We start from the raw sequence: 23,805 nt of genomic DNA on the forward strand, positions 1-23,805 counted from the left end.
ATGAATTCAAAAGCATTCCGTAGCAAGTCCAATGTACTATTTATTATGTTTTGTATGATGTTTATGATCACTGCTTGTGGATCGACGGTCAGTAATAATGCAGCGAGTGAAACAGCTGTGGCTACCTCCGGTAGTGAAGTGTCTGCTGAGACTATAAAGAAAGTGGAGCCTGTAAAAGTGGTATGGTGGCATTCCATGAGTGGTGGACTTGGAGAAACTGTGGATAAGCTTGTATCTGATTTCAATAGCTCACAAGATGATGTTCAGGTAGAAGCTGTCTTTCAAGGAGCCTATGATGAGAGCTTGAATAAATTGAAAGCTGCGATGGACTCTAATAGTAGCCCTGCTTTAATGCAGGTATATGAAATTGGAAGTCGATTCATGATCGACACCGAAGCAGTAACTCCCGTTCAGACATTTATTGATAAGGAACAATACGATATCACATCACTTGAGCCTAATATTTTGGGTTATTATACATTCGACAATCAGTTGTATTCGATGCCTTTTAATACATCCAATCCCATTCTTTATTACAATAAAGATGCCTTCAAAGCAGCGGGATTAGATCCTGAGAACCCTCCTAAGACCTATGAGGAGCTAGCAAAGGCTGCCAAAGCATTAACAAGTGAAGGCCGATCAGGTGCTTCCTTTGCAATCTACGGTTGGTTTATTGAGCAATTACTAGCGAATCAAGGGGTAGAATTTATTGATAATGGAAACGGACGAACCTCACCTGCTACATCATCCTTATTGAATAGTGAAGCGAGTGTTGCAACCCTAACTTGGTGGAAGCAAATGCTAGATGAACAAACTCTAATGAATCTTGGTCGTAAAACAGATGATACCAAGAAAGCATTCGCTGCAGGACAGATTGCTATGACTCTTGATTCTACGGCTTCCCTTCGTGGAATCGTTAGTTCAGCAGATGGTAAATTCGAAGTAGGTACAGGTTTCTTACCTAAACCAGAAGCTTCTGCTGATGGCGGTGTAGTTGTAGGAGGAGCGAGCTTATGGATTATGAACAATAAATCGCAAGAAGAACAGCAAGGGGCTTGGGAATTCATTAAATTCTTAGCAGAACCAGCAATACAAGCGTATTGGCATGTAAACACAGGTTACTTCCCTATCACTCAAAAAGCATATGATGAGCAAATAGTTAAAGATAATCTAGTGGCATATCCTCAATTTCAAACGGCGGTAGATCAACTTCATCAAACGAAGCTGAATCTAGCAACACAAGGAGCAGTGATGGGTGTATTCCCTGAAGCAAGACAATTGACAGAAACAGCAATAGAAGAAGTGTTAAACAATAGTAAATCTCCTCAACAGGCACTGGATGACGCTGCCAAATCAATTACGGGTAAGATACAAGAATATAATCTGACTGTAAAAAAATAACTTAATCCATTCATAGTCAAATATTCGTAGCATAATACCTTTCAAAAAGGGGCTTGATCGAAACTGGTATAGTTTCGATCAAGCCCCTTTTTAATTAATAACTATTGCTACTACTCTTCATAGATCATTTTACGAGTCATTCCACCGTCAAGCACAATGTCCGTCCCTGTAATGAAAGAATTATCTGGATGAGTTAGATAAAGACAGGCTCGAGCAACGTCCTCCGGGATCCCCACGCGGCCTGCAGGATGCTGTTCATGGTCTCTTTTGCTAAGAGCATCATAATCATTCGTCTCAATCCATCCAGGACTGATGCTATTCACTCGTATTCCGTATGTTCCAAGCGAAACTGCCAGCGCATGAGTCAAAGCAAGGATCGCTCCCTTGGACGCTGCATATGCTTCTGAATTAGGCTCAGACATAGTCGACCGTGTGGATGAAATATTCACCACTGAACCTTGGATACCTTGACTCTTCATGATCTTAGCGGCTTCACGTGTAGCTAAGAAGCAACTACGAGCATTCGTATTCAATACATCGTCCCAATCATCCACAGATAATTCAAAAATGGACTTGAAGCGGGATACGCCCGCGTTATTAATCAGAATATCCATCCTTCCAAATTCCTTAACAGTGGTTGCCATAAGATGCTGTATCTCTTCTTCTGACCTCACATCACATGGAATAAAAAGGGCTGTTCCACCCATTTCATGGATGCTAGCAGCCGTAGCGTGACCTTTGTCAGAATCAATGTCTCCCAACACCACATATGCACCTTGGGATGCAAACATCGTAGCTATTCCTTGTCCAATGCCTTGGGCAGCACCTGTTATAACAACAACTTTATTGGTAAATGACATGTTGATCCTCCATTAAGCTATTCATATCCCCGTCGAATAGATCGGCTATCTTCTTGGGTGGTGAAACGGGGATTACGATGAAATCCCATGTAGCGAGTTCCCTTAAACGTTAATTGCCCTGAATCTCCTTCTGCACAGAGACCATATTCTTCCCCATTTACAACGAACTCTATTCGATCTCCACTATCTACCTCGAAGGTTATATAGTAACAAGTACGAGTGAAGCTTGATATTTGATCATTCTGATGGTTCTGATGGTGGCTCACTTCGTTACGCTTACTCACAATACAGGATCCAACGGTAAGTAAAGGCTGTTTATTATTATTATTCCATCGAACAATACCATTTCCAATACTTAATAACAGTATGCCTACAAACACAATGATGAAGATCGGCATGACTGTTCCTACGAAATCGAACATCCAGAATGAGTTCATCCCTATTCTTCTCCCCCCTATGTAGAGCAGCTATGATTTCATTTCAATACACTCTTCCTTAACATGTATATGCCACATCCACGAGAAATTGATCATTTATTCAAATCAAATAAAGAGATAAGGAATTAATTCCCTATCTCTTTGTAGAGTATCATATTTTAGTTATGCATGCATCATTTGTAAAAATAACTGAGTTTCGTTTAATGCATCTTGTTCCACTAGGATTGCTTGTTCAGCCCAACATGCTCTGCATTTCTCTTCAGTAGTACATAAATGAGCATCTTCACATGTATAGCAGAATTGTAGTAAGTTTTTGCTTGTTTCATCTGTCGTGTTATTGAATGTTGTCATCGTTCCCACTCCCATCGTCTTGTCTATCTTCTGTACATCCTTAATATATCATAAGAATCCTCATTTGATTGTGATTTATTTCACATTATACATAAAAATTAAAATAATATTTTGTTTCCCTCAGATTTCTTGATTGTATACCGCTTATGGCGATTGAAATCTGAGGGTTAGTATATGTTTTCTGCAAGTACTGATTATAATACTTTCCAACTAACACCACCATTCATTGTTTGCAACAGTAGCGAACGCTTTTTATCACTGTTCTCTAATAAAATCCATCCTACATCTGAAGAGATAAAATCCATTTTTACTACGATCGGATACTTGTCCATGTAGTCTTGCAATAGTAGACTAATCGGTAGAGCCTTCCAGTTCTTCCCTTGATCTACCGTATGATACAGATTTGATCCCTGAAGATGCCATCCTTCTGAATTACTTACAAATACAGGGCTCAGTCCTTGGTTCAACCCTGAAGTCCAATTCAAATGAAAGGGAGCTAACACCCAACTTTGTCCTTTATCTATCGTAAAATATCCATTAAATTTAGTTTCTGTACCCTTAGTACAACTTAAAGGCATAAAACCATGTCTTTTCGATTGTGTAACAAATTGGGGCTTACCTAGAGACAGTGTACTGCATGCACTCATTTTATTCAGATCAATGAAATCGGGTATTGTGTTCCATGTGTTACCGCCATCTTCTGTCATATATAATTCTGAGACTTCTTTATCCTGTAGGGTGACAAAGCCATTCAAACCATCAACAAAAGTCATATTATTTAAATATCCAGTATTAGATATGGAACCCATCGTATCATTTTCCAAGGTTAGCGTCCCTGTATTCTGCATAATCTTTGTCCAAGTGGCTCCACCGTCATCTGTTCTATATAAGTATTTCTCCTCTTTTCCCATTGAAGTAGCGGATGATGTCATAATCCATCCACGTGCGGGAGATGAGAAGGAAATTCCCTTAATATGATCTGACTTAGGTAAAGAGGATATCTTCCATTGATTCCCCCCATTCGTCGTACGAAGAACAACCGTTTCATTTACACCTTGTCCATTTCGGATAATCCAACCATTATTCTTTTCTAAGAAGAACATATCTATTCCATATTTGGGATTAGAATCAAACTTAATATTTGCTGCTGGTGAAATGTTAAGCCAGGTTACACCATTATCCTCAGTTCGATATAACCGGAGAGTTTTCTTTGTTACTCCCCATGCTAGTCCAGCATTCTCGTCAAGTAAATTGAAGTCCACCAATCGAGTCTGAATTTGATATTTCCCGTTTTCTTCAGTAGTCTCGTTCATTTTTTCAGGTACAACTACATTCAATGTTTGCCCTTGTTCAGTTAAATCCTCTTGCTCCTCAGGTGGCTGAGATGGTAACTCGACGTTATCTTTAGAGCATGCCGTAAGTACTAAACCTAATATAATTACAAGTATTGGAACTATATGTCGTCGTGACTTCATCATACCTGCCTCCGTGGATACCGATTTCTAGTTGATATAAATATATTACAAATAATATGATTATAAATTAGTAACAACGTTATTCTAAGTAAATATTATAACATAATATATGAAGTACTTCGTCTTTTTGAACTAGTAAAAGTCGAATGATTGAAAAAGGGTACCACTTCACCATAATTAATTACATATATTATTAATGCAATTAACAATAATATGGTTAACGTAATATATATTATGTTAACTAATATAAATTATAAATATAAAACCAAGCAAATCTTCATACAAATCTGCTTGTTTGAAAGGTTATTCTATTTATTCAACTTACTATGTCTGTATCCGTAACAGAAGTATATAACCAAACCGATCAGTAACCATATAATAAAACCTTGCCATGTCTCTTTACTTAGACTGAACATCAAGTAAATACAGATACCCGCACTCAACAACGGAATATATGGAACCCATGGAACGCGAAATCCCCTAGGTAAATCCGGGCTTGTGATCCGCATGACGATAATACCTAATGAAACGACTGCAAATGCGAACAGTGTGCCAATACTCGTTAGACTCGCTAACTTGTCCAATGGAATTAACCCTGCCAAGATGGCTATGAGAATTCCCGTGATCCATGTACCGATGACGGGAACTTGTGTCTTCACGTTAATGTTTGAAAGGAGCTTAGGCAACATTCCATCACGAGAAATGGCATATATCAATCGGGATTGCCCATATATCAACACTAGCAGGACCGTGGTCATACCTGCAATCGCTCCTAATGATATGAGCCCTGCCACTATATTCTGATTGATAAATCGAAGAGCGAATGCTACCGGATCTGTCACATTTAGAAGTTCGAATGGTACAATTCCAGTGATGACTAACGATACGATGATATAAAGAATAGTACAAATGGCGAGGGACGATATGATCCCAATAGGTAAATCTCGTTGAGGATTTTTCACTTCCTCCGCAGCAGTAGATAAAGCATCGAATCCTATATATGCAAAAAATACAGCAGCTGCACCATTCAACACCCCTGTCATTCCGAATGGTAAAAATGGAGACCAGTTTGACGGTTTCACATAAAAAATACCAACACCTATAAATAACAAGATAACCGTAATCTTTATTACTACCATAATCGTATTGAAGCGTGCCGTTTCTTTAATCCCTCTAGTCAACAAATAGCAGATTAAAAGAATAATGAGGACCGCTGGCAAATCTATGTAAGTCCCTTTGGACATATTAAAGGATCCGGAAATGGCCAATGGGAGATGGATTCCGAATCCATCCAGTAAACCTTTTAAATAACCCGACCAACCACTGGCCACTGCAGCACCTGCAACACCATACTCGAGTGCGAGATCCCAACCTAGAATCCACGCAAACATCTCACCAAAAGCGGTATAACTATACGCATACGCGCTACCTGATACAGGTACTGATGAGGCAAATTCGGAATAGCAAAGTGCTGCTAGCACACACGCAATAGCCGCTACTACAAATGAAAGAACAAGACCTGGGCCTGCATGCTCAGCCGCTGCCACACCAGTAAGCACGAAGATACCCGTTCCCACAATAGCTCCAACACCCAGAATGGTTAAATCCATAGCCCCTAGCGATTTTCTTAACTTGGTTGTTTGGTCTTTAGCGTCTCCTTCTTCTATATAACTTAAAGCTGACTTTTTGCGAAATAAATCCATGGTTTCTCTCCTTGTAGGTTCTTATAGCGATGTTTATTATTGTAATTTAGTATGCTCTATGTCAATGATAATAAACAGTAATTCATCTCGATACACTCTTGATCTATTTCTAAAAAGAACAAAAGAGCAGCCTTATCGGCTACTCTTTTGTTCTTACCTATTTATACTTGAACCATAAGTTCAACTTTACAGTATCGATGCTTATCTTTCTCTAGCAGAGTAAATGTTATATTCTCGTGCTGCCATAGATCGCCTTCTTCTAATTCAGACTGATGACCATATAACCATCCACCAATCGAATCCCATTCTTCCGTTTCAAATTCAGTTGAAAGAAGATTGTTGATAAGTACCAAGGATACTTTGCCATCGGCAATAATATGATTATCATCGATCTTCGTAATTTCTTGTTCTTCATCAGAGTCAAATTCATCACGAATCTCACCAACGATTTGTTCTAATATATCTTCAATGGTTACCATTCCAGAAGTGCCTCCATACTCGTCTACAAGGATAGCTATATGAGTACTCTCTCTTTGCATCTTCTTTAACAAGGCATCGATAGAAGTCGTTTCTGGAACAGACATCACAGATTGGATTAAAGTTGCAACTTCAATGTCAGGATTGCTATTATAAGCTAAAAAGAATTGTTTGGTATTAATAATACCAATAATATTATCTTTATTTTCTTGCGCAACGGGAAAGCGAGTATATTGTTCAGTAGTGATGATATCCATATTCTCTTGCTGCGTTTTATCTGTATATAAGCACACCATATCTGTACGCGGCACAAGGATATCCTTAGCCTGCATATTGTCAAAAGCGAATATTCGATTCACATAGCCGTATTCATTCTTGTTAATCTTTCCGTTCTCGTAACTTTCATTTATTATAATCTGAAGCTCTTCCTCGGAATGCGCTTCTTCATGTTCTGATGCAGGTTTGATCCCCATCATTTTTACTAACTGGTTAGCTGATCCGTTCAAGGACCATATAAAGGGTCTCATTACTTTGTCAAACCAAATGATTGGGTGTGCAGTTAATAAGGCTACGGTCTCAGTCTTGCGAATAGCAATCGTCTTAGGTGCCAATTCACCTACAACGACATGTAAGTACGTAATCATGACGAATGCAATTATGAAAGAAAGGAGATCAGTAATACCTTGATTTAATTGCATTTTCACAAACACAGGATGTAAAATACTTTCAACTGTAGGTTCTCCCAGCCATCCTAATCCTAGTGAGGTAATCGTAATCCCCAATTGACAAGCAGACAAATACCCATCTAAATTATCTAGCACTTTTTTTACAGCTAGTGAATTCTTTCTACCTTCACTGACCATTTGGTCCACTCGACTCGGTCGAAGACGCACCATTGCAAATTCTACCGCTACGAAAAAAGCTGTTAATCCAATTAAAATAGCGATCATTAATAAATTTAACCCCGGCCTATCACTTTCCACTACAACATCTTCTCCTTATAAAAATATGATTTTAATAGCATCAAGAAATAATTATACATTATTCAGAGATTTATAACAAAATATTGGATGGAATAACATCAAAGAAACGACAACCATTATGCTTAGTTGTCGTTTCTAATAGTATTGATTAAATTAAGATCACAGCTTAGTAGTCAATAATTTGAGTCCTAATCCTACATAAATGGCGGCAGCTGTCACATTCGCAACCTCACTAAACTTAGGTTTAGCAAGTAATCGTTGACTAAATGTTCCCGCAAAATAGGCAAGTAAAGCAAATATGATTCCTGAAAGCACAAGAAAAATAAGCCCTAGAATGATCATTTGAAGCGGAACTCGTCCATTTGAATACTGCACAAACTGCGGCAGAAATGTAAGAAAGAATATAGCCACTTTTGGATTTAATATATTCATTGTAAGCCCTTTAAGTAACAAACTTCGCTGGTCCTTGGGTTGATCTACATTTAATTGGATGTGATTCTTTCGATATTTAATAGATTTATAAGCCAGATAGAATAGATATAGAGCACCTGCCCATTTGAAAATACTGAATGCCATCGCTGATTGCGTAATAATAAGAGAAAGACCGAGCGCAGCCGCTAATGTATGAACTACATTGCCAAGACTTAGTCCAACAGCTGTATAGACCCCTGCTTTCCTTCCATTCGTGATCCCCTGTGTGATGGCAAAGATGAGATCAGGTCCTGGGATTAATATTAATACAATGGATGCACCAACAAATAGAATAATAGATGATAATGTAAACATGTTTTATCCTTTCTTATAGAGGTTGTTCGAAAAGACATATTTTGATCACAAAGGTTACCAAGAAGCTTATTCTTCGTCATCACCGTCTAACTCATTTCGAGATTGTAGCAGTCGATCGGCGACCAATCGGAAACTTTCTGGCTGTAACAATTCAACGGGAGAGTAACCTTTATCAAAGGTGAAGGCATCTCCTTCAATAATAACAGCATATCCATCATTTAGCTTCGTAAGATGGATTTTATCTCCGTAATCGGCTAACAAGCCTTTTATAAAAGTCTCACCAAGCTTGAACTTAATCTCTATCTCTGGCTTAATCTCCACAATTCGGGATGCAGCTTCCACGACTTGCTCTGGATCCCATTTCTCTTGCAAACTACGCTTGTCACTCGCTGCCCACAGCTCTAATTCACGCTCTTCTTGATGACGTTCTTCATGGCTTGCATCAGGCCATTTGTTCTCTACATAAGTCTGAACAAATTCCATAACATGCTCATTCACAATCTCTGGAATCGATTGCTCATAAGTAACGAACTTCAAGAAATCCTCGAAATATCGTGCATGTGAGGATTGATGAATTTTGAGCTCCCAATCCTCCACGATACCTTCTTCAGGCATGTATGGATATTGGATTGATTTCATATTTCGTGCATTTATAGCCATCTCAACTTGACTTACCAAGCTTTTTTCATCTGAAATCCGCGCGATTTTCTGTTCGAAATCACATTTGAGGACGAAAATAAAAGGATCATCCAAATGCGTCGATAATACAGCCTGAACGATAATCAGCGCCCCACCTCGAACAGCACTAGTATCCAAATAACTACGAATAAGATCATCACATGCATTTTTATAATCTTCTTTATTATCCGTCGTGCGAAGTCGCAGAAACAGATTGAAGTTCGGATTACTATCTAGATCGTGCCCAGGTTCTACAATAAAACGACCGATTTTGGTAGGTGGTTGCTCGCTGCTCGGATTCTTCTCCACTTTGCGCTTGGCTGTTCGAGTGAATTCTCCATCGAGGAATTTACTGATTTCGCTATCTACGTATTCTTGACCGTCCAGCGTTTGATAATGTTTATAGCTCTTGACGGTCTGACCATCACGGCCTTCGACCTGTATGACAAAGAAAGATAAGTGTTGTACGCTAAATCGCATGTCGAACTCCTTTTATAAGTAAATGTTATTTGTTAGTGAATAATACATAAATGTAGGAACAGACTGTTTGATCAGCTGCATTCGGTTAACATAACTAATATTATGTTAACTAGGTTAGACTTGATAGTTGGCGAATCACTATTTATTTCTTATTCAATAATAAGCTCGTTCATGGAGAGTACTGGCAGCTCCAATGTGAGTCTAGACATGGCTTCCTCTTTCTCACGACTAGTAATATGTGTGTAAACCGTAGTTGTCTGAATGGAGGAATGTCCTAATAACTCCTGTACTGTACGTAAATCAGCCCCTTTACGTAGAAGCATAGTCGCAAAGGAATGGCGTAACTTATGACTAGAATACGGTATTCGGTGCATAGGCAAAATGTCATTTTGAAATCGATCGAACGTATCTGATGCGGCTTGTTGGATGGTGCGAATGGACAACCTTCTACCTTTTTGCGAAATAAACATCGCTGTCTCTTTGTTTCGTTTGGGTAGAAGACGTTCCTCGATCGCCAACGCTAGCACAGGGCAGACTGGTTCAGGGACAGGGATGGTTCTCCACTTACGCCCTTTTCCAAATACACTTAGCAACCGTCGTTCAGCGTTGAAATCTGCGATATCCAATGTATGAACTTCCCCAACACGAAGCCCCATATAGGCCATTAGTAAGAAAATCGCAAGATTACGATTCCGGTACTTCCCTTCTACTACACTGAAGAATCTCAGCATCTCAGATTCATCAAGATATACCGGTGCTCGATTCTTATCCGTCTTCGATTTTTTAATATCCAAAGCTGGATTTACACGATGTAACTCCAAATCTATCAATGCTTTAAAAAAGCAGGTTACTGAAGCATGCTTACGATTACGTGTCGCATCACTTACACCTCGTTCACGAACGGATGATAAATAAGAGATAACATGAAACTTCTTTACACTCTCTAGTGACTTATCACCGAGGGAATTCAAAAATTCATGCACATCACCGAGATAGGATTTCTGTGTGTTAGCTGTATACCCTGCATCTTTCATCCAGATTAGAAAGGCATCCAGCGCTTCTTCGTAGTCTTCGCTGTAATCGTTCACGCCTTCGCCACCTCCACTTCTTTACAACAACCTATTCTACCATAGAATAGCTGTGGAGGAAGTAGACTTTTATTAAAAGTGAATCCCAAAACGGTATCTGGGTCCTCCTCCATGTACTCAGGTTCTTGTTATCATACGGACTCTTTATCAGTCTTTTTAAATACTTTTATTTCCATTAATTCCATATGATTAGTTTCAGGGTACTATTAGATGGTTAAGTATTAAAGAGAGTGAACTTGAGTATGATATGAAAAAGGAGACGATTGATCATGAACGAAGTGAAAAGGATAGTCCTTGAGCCCGCTGCACAGAAATTCGCTGATGATAATGCTAAGCCCCCATTTCTTTCTGATCTTGGTCCAGAAAAGGGACGTGCAACCGTAGATAAAGTTCAATCGGGGGACGTCGAAAAGCCCAAAGTACTATTAGCCGATCTTGAAGTTCCTGGCGGTCCCAATGGCCCTGTTTCTGTAAGAATAATACGACCTATAAATGCTCCAGCTATATTGCCTGTCATCGTGTACATTCACGGCGCCGGCTGGGTGTTCGGCAATCAACATACCCATGACAGACTGATCCGAGAAATATCCGTCGGCGCACAAGCGGCCGTTGTTTTTCCGAATTATAGCCTGGCTCCTGAATCGAAATATCCGACCGCAATTGAAGAAGTTTATGCCGTTGTGAAGTGGGTAGCTGAAGAAGCCTCCGAACAAGGCTTTGATCTGAATTCATTCATTGTAGCTGGTGACAGCGTTGGTGGAAATATGACCGCGGCCATTACGCTAATGTGCAAGGAGCGCGGAGGTCCGAAGATTAGCAAACAATTGCTCTTCTATCCTGTCACCGATGCATCCTTTGATACGGACTCCTACCATCAATTCGCTGAAGGTTACTTCCTTCAACGCGACGGTATGAAATGGTTCTGGGAGCAATACACTGACGACCCTAACGATCGCGAACAGATTACAGCCTCTCCACTTCGGGCAACGATCGAACAGCTACGGGATCTACCCGAAGCTCTGATTATTACAGGTGAAGCTGATGTGCTGCGCGATGAGGGCGAAGCATATGCCAATAAGTTACGCGAGGCAGGAGTCACCGTAACGGCGGTTCGCTTTCAGGGCATTATTCATGATTTCGTCATGCTGAATGCTCTCGCAGATACTAACGCAAAAAAAGCCGCAATTAAATTAGCGACAACGTGGATTAAAGAAGGATTCTGATTGTTTAAGTCCATATAATAAACGGACACCGATACTTCATCGGTGTCCGTTTATTATGAGTTACATTATGCAAGTTCTACGCTACGAAGTTTAATAGTTGTCTTATGATCTTATGATATGAATCTTAATCATTAGTTTATAAAGCCATCCAAAGCGATAGTAGGTTTCATATCTGCTTGCCAAGCGCCTTTACTGTAGCCGCCGTTGTAACTTGGAGTAGCTTGAGGTTCCCAATAGAATACACCTAGTCCCTTTCCTCCAGGGATGTTCCGAATCTTCGTCTTGATATCAGTGATAAAACTCTTGGCCGCAGCCGGCTGATTATAATCCATACCTATCTCCGTTATCATAATTGGCTTATTATATCTAGTTATCATATTATTGGCATTACTTATCGTTTGTGTAACCTTAGTAGACCAATCTGTATTCGATGGGTACAAGGACATTCCAATAATGTCAAAATTCGCCCCATTGCTTACGAGACCACCGATATTCCATACGAAAACGTCATTATCATAGCCATTAGCAAGATGGACTATTGTCTGCGTGCTACTACTAATTGATTTCACTGCATTATGACCGGAATTCACGAGCCAAGCGTAATTTTTCATGCTAAGAGATGCCTTCCCATCATTCCATAGCATCCCATTGTTAGTTTCATTACCAATCTGTACCCAGTCTGGTGTTACTCCTTTACTTTTCATCGTATTCATGACATCACTTGTATGGTTCCATACCGCATCCATCAGCTGTTGAAAAGTATAATTGCTCCACGCAGCAGGTTTATTCTGCTTGCCAGGGTCTGCCCATGAATCACTGTAGTGCAAAGTCAACATCACACTTAGTCCAGCATTCTTAGCACGTAGAGCCAGGTCCGCCGCCCTATCCTTATTCATGTAACCATTGCCATAGTCGTTAGAAGGATTAACGAATACTCTAATTCGAACAGAATTCATTTGATAATCTTGCTTCAGAATTTGCAGAATATCCCGAGTAACCCCTGTCTTATCCTTCCATTGGTAACCTTGAGCTTCCATCGCTGCTACCCAACTGATATCTGCCCCCTTAGCGAATGATGGTGCCGCTTCGACTTTCTCAGGATTTAAGAAATATACTGAGAATACTACTGAAAAACTAAGTACGACCACGAGCGAGAAGCTAATCACTTTTTTTAACATCTCATTGTCCTCCTTTTTAATAGTAGCAAATCCAACCGAAAAGTCACTTTAGGAAGCAAAAACTTGTATGCGCTTTCATTATATATTTATCAATTGAGTATTTATAGGATATTTTTGCAATATTTATGCAGTTTTTAAATCTATTACACTTACCAAGAACCCATCACCCTTATATAAAACGATCCACAATTGAAACAGCGTATAATTTAAGTTATACGCTGTTTTTTAGAGAGGTAAATTGGCAATATTTCTACATATAAAGACCAAACATCATATTCTTCTTACAGCGTAATTATATACCCTAAAAAGAAGATACCCCTATGTAGAATCGTATATGACGACGACAAAAGAGGTTCACCAGAATGTACTGGGGAACCTCTTTTGTCATATCTATTATTACAATTAGGCTATATCAGTTTAGTCGCCCGCGGATAACGTCGGCTCTGCTTCTGTTGAGAGCACCCCGACCGCTTTGCTCTCCGAAGGCATTGCTATTACTTTTGGTTCTACAGTAGGTGTCGCTTTTCTTTTGTTCTTTGATGGCGTTGCGATTACTCCGGGTTCTACAGTAGGTGTCGCTTTTCTTTTGTTCTCTGATGGCGTTGCGATTACTCCGGGTTCTACAGAAGGTGTCGCTTTTCCTTTGCTCTCTGATGGCGCTGCGATTACTTTGGGTTCAGCAGAAGATGTCGTATTCGCTTTGCTCTCCGAAGCCATTTCCATTACTTCCGGTGTCGCTTTTCCTTTGCTCTCCGAAGGAGTTGCGATTAGTTTTGGCTCTGCGGAAGATGTCACACTCGCATCGTTATCCAATACTGTTGGTTCTGATCCTAACGTAGTGTTCACTTCGGATTTCTCTTCCGAGGACATCGATTTTGAACCTTCGGTTGCAAGCGCGGTCTTATTCGCTTCTTCAGCAACTATCACTTCCTCCTTTTCTTCAGAAGTTGTTACACTCGATGATGGTGTAGTTGTCTGATTGACCTTAGGATTGGTTAGAGCACACCCACTTATAAAGACTAAGGTCACCATTCCAAGCAACGATAAACGATATGAATTCGATTTAAATTGTTTGATCATTGTAATTCTCCTTTGTAATTGTTTTTTGCTTCCTATAAGATTTACATTTCCTGCAACTTGTATAGGTTGTGAGAAGCCTTCCAATAATTTTATAAGAGTATATCCATATTCCTGGTTCTTATCTGGAGCTAGGCAACTGAGCGCAAGTGCATCGCTCGCAATTTCCTGATCTTCCCGCATTCGACGATAAGCAAACCAAAGAATCGGATTAAACCAATGAATTATTAAAAGAACATGCATAAACCAATTAACTCCAATGTCATTTCGCTTGCTGTGAGCCAGTTCATGTAGCAACACATGCTGCAATTGATCATCGTTCAAACGATTTAAAACGGTATGGGGCATAATCAATTGAGGCTTCACAAAACCAAAAAGAGTCGGTGTTGCCAAATTACAAGACTCAACAAGAGTAATGGTCCTGTTGATCGACATCATTCTTTTGCATTGATTAAATAGCTCAAGCACACGTACATCGGTTATTGGAACTGTCTCATTTCTTACCTCTTTCGAAAATTTCCTGTTGATCCAAATGGTGTATATGCCTAGCGAACATACTCCGACCAGCCATATTATAAGAAAGTATCGGTTAAGTGATGGGACAGTAGTCTCTGCTACATTTGCTCTTGAAATGATTCCTTCCAGATTAACTTGTACAACTGAGTTAACTGAGTCCGTATTACCTACCCAATTATAAATACTGAATTCACTCTCTGGACCCCATGGCAGAATTAATCGTGCAATAACCAACAGCCACATCAAGTAAAGCCATCTCGGTTTCAAACGATGTTGTAGAATCTGTTGCATCACTACAATCAGCACTACAAGTACACTAGCCATAATCGAGACAGACCAAACCCAATCAAAGAGGTTAATAAGGTGTTCTGTTATTCGATTCACATTCACCCTCCCCTTTCCTTACCACATCATCTTCAACCTTTCTTGTCATCAAGAATGTCTCTCAACTCTTTAATATCTTCCGAAGATAGCTGTTCTTCTTTCAGAAAGTTAACTAACATCGGCTTAAAAGCACCGCCGTAAATTCTCTTCAGAAAAGATTGGGTTTCGTACTTCACACATTCATCTTCAGATACTAATGGGAAATAGGTATACACCCTGTTTTCTTGTGAATACGAAATGGCTTGTTTTTGGACTAATCTGTTTAAAAGCGTTCTTACTGTTTTTGGTTTCCAATCTGTATGATCTGCTAAATCATCAATAACTTCATTCGCCGTACATGATGTCTTGGTCCAAAGAACTTTCATCACTTCCCATTCCGCATCGGAAATATTGGGGATACTTTCCATAGGATTGCCTCCTGACTTCAAATTGATTACACATGTAATACACTGAGTATATTACATGTGTAATCCTACGTTGTCAAATAAATATTGTCTATTGGTTGAGTTATTTCATATACTTCGTGACAAACTAAACGATATTGTTGATAATGATGTAGTGGCTATTTGCGTAGCTCACGTTGTTCATAAATTCGCATTATACATAGGAGGTATGCTCTTTGACAGGATCCAAGACTCAAACGTCACCCAGCGCATCAACTGCAACGACTGTATATCCTATACTGTTTGCGATCAGTATTGTCCATTTATTAAATGACACGATGCAATCAACGGTTTCCGCTCTTTTTCCAATATTAAAAGATTCCATGAATCTGACCTTTAGTCAGATTGGTCTGATCGCATTCGCCATGAATATTACGGCATCCTTACTACAACCTTTAGTTGGCTTGTATGCCGATGTTCGACCACGACCGTACATACTTCCATTGGGTGTTTGTTTCACTTTGATAGGAATCATCACACTATCCATAGCTCCAACTTTCGCTATAGTACTGCTCGCTGTCATTTCTGTTGGAATAGGTTCTGCCGTATTTCACCCAGAATCCTCAAGAGTTGCATACTTAGCTAGCGGAGGTAGACGAGGTCTTTCACAGTCTATATTCCAAGTTGGTGGAAACATCGGGAGTTCTCTTGGGCCCATCATGACCGCACTCGTATTTGTGAAAATCGGCCAATTCGGGGTCATCTGGTTTACGATCGCTGCACTCACTGCCATTGTAATTCAATTCAAAGTGGCTCAATGGTATAGTAAACAATCGCTACACGTTGCACCCATTAAGAAAAAGACATCTCCAAGTGTCACTCATCATACTGGGCTAAGTCGCGCGCAAGTCATCGGTACAATTATTGTATTAGTATTTCTCGTGTTCTCAAAACATGTGTACATGTCTAGTATCACTTCCTATTACACATTCTTCTTAATTGAAACTCACGGGGTCACGGTACAACAAGCGCAATACTTTTTATTCGCTTTCCTTGCGGCTGCAGCCGTTGGCACATTCTTTGGCGGTCCCTTGTCAGACAGATTTGGACGGAAAAACATCATCTGGCTCTCTATTCTAGGTACAGCGCCCTTCTCCATTCTGATGCCGCATGTATCCTTGTACTGGGCAGCTGTCGTAAGCATATTTGCAGGCTTTATCCTTTCGTCAGCATTCTCAATCATCGTTGTTTATGCACAAGAATTAGTCCCAGGTAAGATTGGTTTAATTTCCGGATTATTCTTCGGAGTGGCTTTCGGTTTAGGAGGACTAGGTTCTGCTGTAATGGGAAACATTGCAGATCATACAAGCATAGCTTTTATCATGAACCTCTCCTCTTATTTACCGTTACTCGGAATTTTGGCCATCTTATTACCTAAAGATAAAGATATTTCCGCATAATTTACTCGTTAGATGAACAATATAAATATTATTGATACAACACGAAGAACCGGCTGTGACGTCCCTTTTCAAGGATGGCGCAGCCGGTTTTTCGAAAAATATAAGGATTAGATATTCGTTATTTTACTCTTGGGATAACAAATGCTTTCTCTGTCTTCTCAAAACCAATACGTGGATAAAATTCCATTGCAGTCGGTGCAGAAAGTAATAATAAAGAAACTTCATCTCCTAAGTGTTGCCGCAAACGTTCAACAAGTTCTGTCCCAATACCCAACTTTTGATATTCATTACTTACCGCTAAATCTGATAAATAACAACAATAAGAAAAATCACTAATCGCTCTTGCAATTCCTACTAATTTTACTCCATCCCAAGCAGAAACATGAATATCAGCATTTTCAATCATTCTTTGTATACGTTCAAGGTCATCCGCGGGACGTTTAATTCCAGAGCTTATAAAAACGTCCGAAACATCTTTGGAGCAAAGCGGAGTATTAATTTGGTATTCTATTACCATAAGTACACCTCTTATGTTTTTATATCATAATAACTATTTATCCAAATGTTGTAAAGGACCCATTTTATTGTTTTTTCTTGGTCCATTCTTTTTCATTTACGAAATATTAGTTTACATAATATTTATTATGTAAACTAATATGAAATAGTGAGAGATTTAGATTTGTATGAAAAAATATTGTATTTATTTAATTTATTGAGAAACATGCATCACTTCTGGTGACAAGTCACGAGATTATAGTGATTTCACATCATTTATCCATAATATTAACTCATATTTTACACAGATTTTACATTTCTCCCGCGAGTTAATAGTAAAATGAAATAGTACAAACTAAAATTCAGCAAAGTATGGTGGGAACATGATGAACTCAGAAGAGAAAACGACAATAAATCGTACATTACCATCAGGATATCTGAACCGTGATTTAAGTTGGATTGAATTCAATCAGCGCGTACTTCAGGAAGCGCAAGATCCTAATAACCTTCTCCTCGAGAGAGCTCGCTTTCTTGCTATTGTATCTAGCAATTTAGATGAATTCATGAGTGTTCGCGTAGCAGGTATTCAAGATCAGATTAGGGCTGGATATTCTAGAAAGGATTTTACCGGTTACACCCCTTCTGGGCTCTATAAACGTCTATTAAAAAAAGTATCTAAAATCATTACTGAGCAATATCGCACATTCCGTGATATCTCCAGGCAGTTAAATAAAGAAGGGTTATATTTCTCGGATTACGAAGATTTGAATATCGCACAGAAGCAAGCCATGGAACAATATTATCAAGATATTATCTTCCCTGTTCTTACTCCTATGGCGGTAGATCAGAGTAGACCTTTCCCCTTAGTTCATAGCCAATTTGTATACTTATCTGTCGTCCTTACGAAAGAAGATGACATTGAAGAAGAACCTTATTTTGCTATTTTACAAATTCCTTATAATCTTGCTCGTTGTATTCCACTACCTCACCGTTCCAATAGTAAGAAACGCCAGTTTATATTTATTGAAGAGTTAATTAAACACCATATTCACACCTTGTTTAGCGGGTATATCCCTATCGCAGTTCATGAATTCCGCATTACTCGTAATTCTGATCTAAGCATCAACGAGGATGGTGCTGAAGATCTTTTGGAAGAGATCGAGAAGGAATTACGTAAAAGAAGATGGGGATCGCCAGTATGCTTAGAGGTTGAAAAAGGGATACACCCATTTGCACTCAGTCAGTTGCAGGATGAATTTGAAATTACAGATTCTATTTTTGAAATAGATGGACCTCTTGACCTTAATTTTCTGATGGACTTCGCCGGATCTTTGAAAGGTTATTCCCATCTGAGTCACCGTTCCATTGAACCAGTATATCCTATGGAATTTGATGAGAACGAGGATTTCTTCGAGGTGTTAAGAGAACGCGATGTCCTTGTATATCACCCTTATGAGTCTTTTGAGGCTGTTACTGATTTCATTACCCAAGCTGCTGAAGATGATCATGTGATGGCGATTAAGATGACATTATATCGAGTAAGTGGGAATTCTCCACTCATACAAGCATTAGCAACTGCGGCAGAGTCGGGTAAACAAGTGACTGTTGTAGTGGAATTGAAGGCTAGGTTTGATGAGGAACGTAATATTGCCTGGGCTCGTAAGCTTGAGAAATCAGGATGTCATGTCGTATATGGATTAATTGGTCTCAAGACACATGCCAAAATCACCTTGATCGTCCGCCAAGAAGGTCATGAGTTACAGCGCTATGTTCACGTAGGAACAGGTAATTACAATGATAGCACCGCCAAAATATATACTGATTTAAGCCTGTTTACATCCAATCACAATATTGGCTTAGACGCATCAGAGCTGTTCAATCAAATGACTGGTTATTCAACGAACTATGATTGGGATGCCATTACAGTTGCACCAACCAATATGAGCAGTACCCTCTTCGACCTTATTCGTAGGGAAGCGGAACACGCTGCTGCCGGCAGACCCGCAAGAATCATCGCCAAAATGAATTCCTTATCCAATCAAGACATGATTGACGAGTTATATGACGCTTCAACCGCCGGAGTTCAGATTGACCTTATCATAAGAGGCGTGTGCTGCCTTCGTCCAGGTGTTCCAGGTCTAAGTGAAAACATTACCGTGCGTAGTATCGTTGACCGCTTTCTAGAGCATTCGCGCATATATTATTTCGAAAATGGTGGTAGCTCAGAGGTATGGATCTCTAGTGCGGATTGGATGACTCGTAACTTAACTAGACGCATTGAACTGATGTGTCCCGTGTATGACCCTCACATTCAAGATCTAGTATTCAAAATATTAAATTTATCACTTGAAGATAATATCAAAGCTAGATTCCTGCAGTCCAATGGTAATTATGAGTTTGCCAACGACAACAAGGCTCCATTTAGGAGCCAGACTGAGGCTTTGAATGTTAAGAAGTGGAAGGGAAATCCACCTTTATCTTAAGATCCCATGCCCCATTAAATACCTTGATTGCATTATCCATCTCTTCCTGTTCAACATAGGTTTCAACATCACTATGAACGGTGAGATATAGTATTTCATCTCGAACCTCTGTGGAAATGAATTTAACAGCCTGTGTTTCACTTTGATCTAGAGCGATACAGAGTTGTACAAGGGATCCTAACTTATGAATCCATTCTTCGTCGGAAGACAGCAAAATGTCCTTATGATCTGCGGACAATTTCTGTTTCCGGCTTTTTGTATTATAGGAGGATATTAAGGCACAAAGAATGATCTCTCTATGGGTGAGCCCTCGAATAGTCGAATTCATGATCCAATAACGTGTATGCTGATTATATTGATTATAATTGATATGGCCACCAATACGATATAACATGATTGAAGCGTAAAGAAGCTTCTTATGTTCCTTAGAATCCCCATCCCCCTGTAAGGTTTCATACAAACTATTAGACAATTTCTGAAGATGTTCTAAATGCGCCGGAGATATCTCAGTTTCAAAAGATAATAGTCTACTAATGCTGCATTCCAATGTACTCGGTTTAACCGGATTAACGGGATCTATTAGATCATGTAGAAGACCTTCACGGAGCCCTTCCCCACTGATAAGACATTGTTTAGATTGAATATAGTGATAGATGGTGTGGAAAATAATGAGCCCTGACACAATGATATCGGCACGACTTTTGGATAGTCCATTGACATTTTTACGTTTCTCTAAGGGAATAATTGGAAGTGTATCATATAATCGATTTACGGTGTCCGTCTCCAAAGCATAATGATGTGAGGTCGGCATCGAGTAATGACGCTCCTTCTGATCTATTTTACCAAGGGACCGTAGCGTTCCACCTAGACCATACAGCGGCAATTGTGGTCTTGACTGCAACCAATCATGTTCCTGAAGCTTATCAAGCACGTATGTACGAAGATTCTGTATCCGTTCTTCATTCCAATTCCCATGGTCTCCGAACGTGACATTCGTGTTAACCGCACCGAAAGGTAAAGAAACACTTGTCTGGTAACTCCGGTTCTCAAACAGTGTAATCTCTGTACTCCCTCCCCCGATATCTATGACGAAACCATCCTGTATGTCAAAAGAATTAATAACCCCAAGAAAACCGAAATAGGCTTCTTCTTTTCCAGTAATAAGTTGAATATCGATAGCGGATTTCTGTGATAAGTATTCGATAATCTCGTTAGAGTTGCTAGCATTACGAATGGCTGCCGTTGCACCTGCACGGATTCTGTCCACCCCAAATGTAGTGCAGACTTGTTTGAATTGTTTGAGAATAGGAACAATCGTATTCACCTCTTTCTCTTCAATTCGTCCCTGTTCATTCAATTTCTCACTCAAGCGAGCGGATTGTTTACATTCTTTAATAACCTTGTATCCTCCATCGGCCGTTGTATCATAGATGACCAGACGGATGGAGTTAGAACCAATATCTACGATGCCTACACGATTTCGATTATCTCTCATCTCTTCACACCTCTTCTTGCTGATTGGACAACAAATGATTGATGCCTATGTTAATAATATAACATAATAAGTGCTTGGTAAAAATTCGTGTAGGAAACCGCTGCGATGACGGATTGTCCTTACGTTCGCTTTTGCCCTCTGATTTCTTGATTTGATTCCGCTTATAGCGGTTAAAATCAGAGGGCAAAGCATAAGCTTTCGAAGTAGCTTTCCTACGGAAATCTTGTAGGCGGACGCTATCGCTTCTTCTGGACAATTCCGTCACCTGGGCTACTTCGTGCTTCTTCATTTCATCTGACCAATCCCTTTTATCAGGGGCTTAAGATCGCGGAATCAGAAGGAGACATCGGTCTTAATGACCTTTGCTTTGACTCATCTGTATGGCGGAAGCGAGATATAGTATGAGGACTACACCAAATAGATTCCAAACACTCGGTATTGATGCGACAGATAAATAAAGGCCATAAGGCAACGACCATATAAATACAATATACATTAAAATAGGAATTCTTAGATACGAAGAAATGATGCCTATAATTGCAGGTAGAACTAACATTATAAATATAATAAGAATCGTATCATTACCCGATGGCGTTCTTGTATATGGATTCCAAAATAATAAAATGACACACAGAATGATGCAACCCACTGAAGCAATCATAGAACCATAATGAGGGTGTTTTAATTTCAATGAAGGACCTCCTTATCGGAACAATCGAAGCATAGTAAGGATTTGTCTTCCAATACTATGCCGTTAAGAAATCCATCATTGCAGTAAATTTCACTTTTACATTCTTTACAATGGCCAACAAGTTCTTGCATACACATTGCCCCCTTCTTCTTCACGACGATGGTCTTTGTAGTCTTTTAGAATTTGTTGGACTTCTATCTTATGGTCCTTCCCAGCAATGAACACGATATCTCCCGGTGTAGCTAGTTCAATGGCTCTAGTTAGTGCTTGTTTCTGATCAGCAATCAACTCATAAGTGTTATTCGATTCAATTGATGAATGTTCCGTAGATACGATGACAACATTACTGTGCTTAGTAGCTATATCACGCATCTGAGAATGTTTAGTATCATCACCATCTTCTCCACAACTAAACACGGTGATTATTCTCTGATCGCCAAGCTCGCGTAAAGTAGACAGAGCGTTCTCTAACGCATCAGGTGAATGAGCATAATCTACAATGACGAGAAAGTCCCGCTCACCTTCCATCATCTCCATTCTCCCAGTAACATTAATGAATTCAGATAATGCTTGTTGTATGACATGAAGCGGGATTTGTTCAGCTAGGGCAGTTGCAATAGCGGCAAGAGCATTATAGACATTAAAAGCACCAACCATTCTACATTCGATAGTGATCGTTCCCGCAAAAGAAACGAGTCTAAACTTTATTCCTTTTGTCGTTAATTGAATATCCTCTGCCATCACGTCTGCTGGTTGGTTCATTCCATATGTAATGACTTGTGCTGTTGTTAGACTTTGAAATACTTCGGATGCTGGATCATCCGCGTTGAGAATAGCAAATTTGTGTTTGGCTGGCTCAGGTAAGAAAGAATTACCCATTCTCGCGAAAAGAGTCCCTTTTGCCATAAGATAGTTGTCCATCGTTCCATGATAATCGAGATGATCACCAGTCAAATTCGTAAAAACGGCTGTTCGAAAATCGCATCCCATCACTCGACCCATATGTAATCCCTGAGAAGTTACCTCCATCACACAATAGTCTGTCAAACATTCCTTCATCTTTGATAGATTGGCCTGTAGCTTGTGTGGATCTTGTGTATTGATGTTACTTTTACGAATTGTGTTGCCGATTTTCGTCCCGATATTGCCCATCAGTCCTGTCCGAAAACTAGCATGAGCCAAGATCGATTCAAGCATGTGACTGGTCGTTGTCTTACCATTGGTCCCTGTCACGCCTATTAACTTCAGATGATGACTTGGATAACCATAGAAATGTGTAGACAGCACTGCCAACGCAAATCGTGCATTGGGCACTTTTATAGTAGGGACATTGGCGATGACATCCCTTTCAACAATTAGAGCTACTGCTCCCGCTTCTATGGCATTATCAATATATTGGTGACGATCCTCTTGCAGGCCTGGAATGCCTGATATACATACGAATATATCACCCTGCCTCACTTCCTGTGAATTCATGTTGATACCCGTTATTTCAATGTCCAACTCACCCTGAACTGTAACGATAGTTAACTGCTCAACAAGTTCTTTTAATTTCAAGCAAGCGACCTCCAATATCTACACGAATTTAGTCTTATATATTGTATTCGCTAAAAAGTTATAATTTACCTTTCGGAAGTTACTACTGACGAAGTCTCAAGGACGAAACGCCAAAGAAATAAAAGATTGAGATCATTCATCATT

19 protein-coding genes are annotated in these 23,805 nt (G+C 39.6%); 4 read left to right on the forward strand and 15 right to left on the reverse strand.

Features of this window, described 5'->3' with window-relative positions; all coding sequences use genetic code 11:
- Complete coding sequence (locus ACP8HI_RS09505) at window positions 1–1,401, forward strand: ABC transporter substrate-binding protein (protein ID WP_438350849.1); 1,401 nt, start codon at window positions 1–3, stop codon at window positions 1,399–1,401.
- 110 nt (window positions 1,402–1,511) lie between these two features.
- On the opposite strand, the gene ACP8HI_RS09510 is transcribed toward ACP8HI_RS09505, so the two are convergent.
- The 8 genes from ACP8HI_RS09510 to ACP8HI_RS09545 form a co-directional block, all read right to left on the reverse strand.
- A complete protein-coding gene (locus ACP8HI_RS09510) occupies window positions 1,512–2,261 on the reverse strand; it encodes an SDR family NAD(P)-dependent oxidoreductase (protein WP_438350850.1) in 750 nt (249 codons plus the stop codon).
- A 17-nt stretch (window positions 2,262–2,278) separates the two neighbouring features.
- Window positions 2,279–2,704 (reverse strand): DUF2500 domain-containing protein, encoded by a 426-nt coding sequence (locus ACP8HI_RS09515; protein WP_438351765.1) that lies wholly within the window; start codon window positions 2,702–2,704, stop codon window positions 2,279–2,281.
- Window positions 2,705–3,243: 539 nt separating this feature from the next.
- Complete coding sequence (locus ACP8HI_RS09520; protein ID WP_438350851.1) at window positions 3,244–4,527, reverse strand: VPS10 domain-containing protein; 1,284 nt, start codon at window positions 4,525–4,527, stop codon at window positions 3,244–3,246.
- Window positions 4,528–4,832: 305 nt separating this feature from the next.
- Complete coding sequence (locus ACP8HI_RS09525; protein WP_438350852.1) at window positions 4,833–6,227, reverse strand: amino acid permease; 1,395 nt, start codon at window positions 6,225–6,227, stop codon at window positions 4,833–4,835.
- Between the two features lie 161 nt (window positions 6,228–6,388).
- Window positions 6,389–7,687, reverse strand: a complete 1,299-nt coding sequence (locus ACP8HI_RS09530; protein ID WP_438350853.1) for a hemolysin family protein — start codon at window positions 7,685–7,687, stop codon at window positions 6,389–6,391.
- A gap of 159 nt (window positions 7,688–7,846) precedes the next feature.
- A complete protein-coding gene (locus ACP8HI_RS09535; RefSeq protein ID WP_438350854.1) occupies window positions 7,847–8,473 on the reverse strand; it encodes a LysE family translocator in 627 nt (208 codons plus the stop codon).
- Between the two features lie 66 nt (window positions 8,474–8,539).
- Window positions 8,540–9,631, reverse strand: coding sequence for a DUF3900 domain-containing protein (locus tag ACP8HI_RS09540; protein ID WP_438350855.1), 1,092 nt, complete (start codon window positions 9,629–9,631; stop codon window positions 8,540–8,542).
- 149 nt (window positions 9,632–9,780) lie between these two features.
- The gene (locus ACP8HI_RS09545) at window positions 9,781–10,719 is read right to left on the reverse strand and encodes a tyrosine-type recombinase/integrase (RefSeq protein WP_438350856.1); all 939 of its coding nucleotides are present in this window, start codon (window positions 10,717–10,719) and stop codon (window positions 9,781–9,783) included.
- 269 nt (window positions 10,720–10,988) lie between these two features.
- On the opposite strand from ACP8HI_RS09545, the gene ACP8HI_RS09550 reads away from it, so the two are divergent.
- Window positions 10,989–11,942 (forward strand): alpha/beta hydrolase, encoded by a 954-nt coding sequence (locus ACP8HI_RS09550; RefSeq protein ID WP_438350857.1) that lies wholly within the window; start codon window positions 10,989–10,991, stop codon window positions 11,940–11,942.
- A gap of 131 nt (window positions 11,943–12,073) precedes the next feature.
- Here the strand turns inward: ACP8HI_RS09550 and ACP8HI_RS09555 are convergent, their stop codons facing one another.
- The 3 genes from ACP8HI_RS09555 to blaI all read right to left on the reverse strand — a co-directional run bounded on the left by ACP8HI_RS09555 (window position 12,074) and on the right by blaI (window position 15,504).
- A complete protein-coding gene (locus tag ACP8HI_RS09555) occupies window positions 12,074–13,120 on the reverse strand; it encodes a glycoside hydrolase family 53 protein (protein ID WP_438350858.1) in 1,047 nt (348 codons plus the stop codon).
- Between the two features lie 417 nt (window positions 13,121–13,537).
- Window positions 13,538–15,097: a M56 family metallopeptidase gene (locus ACP8HI_RS09560; protein ID WP_438350859.1), complete on the reverse strand. Its 1,560-nt coding sequence runs from the start codon at window positions 15,095–15,097 to the stop codon at window positions 13,538–13,540.
- A 32-nt stretch (window positions 15,098–15,129) separates the two neighbouring features.
- On the reverse strand, window positions 15,130–15,504 hold the full coding sequence (blaI, locus tag ACP8HI_RS09565; RefSeq protein WP_438350860.1) for a penicillinase repressor BlaI: 375 nt from the start codon (window positions 15,502–15,504) through the stop codon (window positions 15,130–15,132).
- Between the two features lie 212 nt (window positions 15,505–15,716).
- Here blaI and ACP8HI_RS09570 point away from each other — a divergent pair, with 212 nt between their 5' ends.
- The gene (locus tag ACP8HI_RS09570) at window positions 15,717–16,940 is read left to right on the forward strand and encodes an MFS transporter (protein ID WP_438350861.1); all 1,224 of its coding nucleotides are present in this window, start codon (window positions 15,717–15,719) and stop codon (window positions 16,938–16,940) included.
- A 118-nt stretch (window positions 16,941–17,058) separates the two neighbouring features.
- Here ACP8HI_RS09570 and ACP8HI_RS09575 read toward each other — a convergent pair whose 3' ends face one another.
- A complete protein-coding gene (locus ACP8HI_RS09575; RefSeq protein ID WP_438350862.1) occupies window positions 17,059–17,457 on the reverse strand; it encodes a GNAT family N-acetyltransferase in 399 nt (132 codons plus the stop codon).
- A 361-nt stretch (window positions 17,458–17,818) separates the two neighbouring features.
- Here ACP8HI_RS09575 and ppk1 point away from each other — a divergent pair, with 361 nt between their 5' ends.
- Entirely contained in the window at window positions 17,819–19,918 is a 2,100-nt protein-coding gene (ppk1, locus tag ACP8HI_RS09580; protein WP_438350863.1) for a polyphosphate kinase 1, read from the forward strand.
- Here the strand turns inward: ppk1 and ACP8HI_RS09585 are convergent.
- The 3 genes from ACP8HI_RS09585 to ACP8HI_RS09595 form a co-directional block, all read right to left on the reverse strand.
- Window positions 19,884–21,413 (reverse strand): Ppx/GppA phosphatase family protein, encoded by a 1,530-nt coding sequence (locus ACP8HI_RS09585; RefSeq protein WP_438350864.1) that lies wholly within the window; start codon window positions 21,411–21,413, stop codon window positions 19,884–19,886. The two genes, ppk1 and ACP8HI_RS09585, sit on opposite strands and share 35 nt — an antisense overlap.
- Window positions 21,414–21,417: 4 nt before the next feature.
- Window positions 21,418–21,702 (reverse strand): hypothetical protein, encoded by a 285-nt coding sequence (locus tag ACP8HI_RS09590; RefSeq protein ID WP_438350865.1) that lies wholly within the window; start codon window positions 21,700–21,702, stop codon window positions 21,418–21,420.
- A gap of 507 nt (window positions 21,703–22,209) precedes the next feature.
- Entirely contained in the window at window positions 22,210–23,661 is a 1,452-nt protein-coding gene (locus tag ACP8HI_RS09595; RefSeq protein WP_438350866.1) for a UDP-N-acetylmuramoyl-L-alanyl-D-glutamate--2,6-diaminopimelate ligase, read from the reverse strand.
- Between the last annotated feature and the right edge of the window lie 144 nt (window positions 23,662–23,805).

Origin of the sequence: Paenibacillus sp. FA6, from assembly GCF_051550225.1 — a bacterium.
GTDB lineage: Bacteria > Bacillota > Bacilli > Paenibacillales > Paenibacillaceae > Paenibacillus_AQ.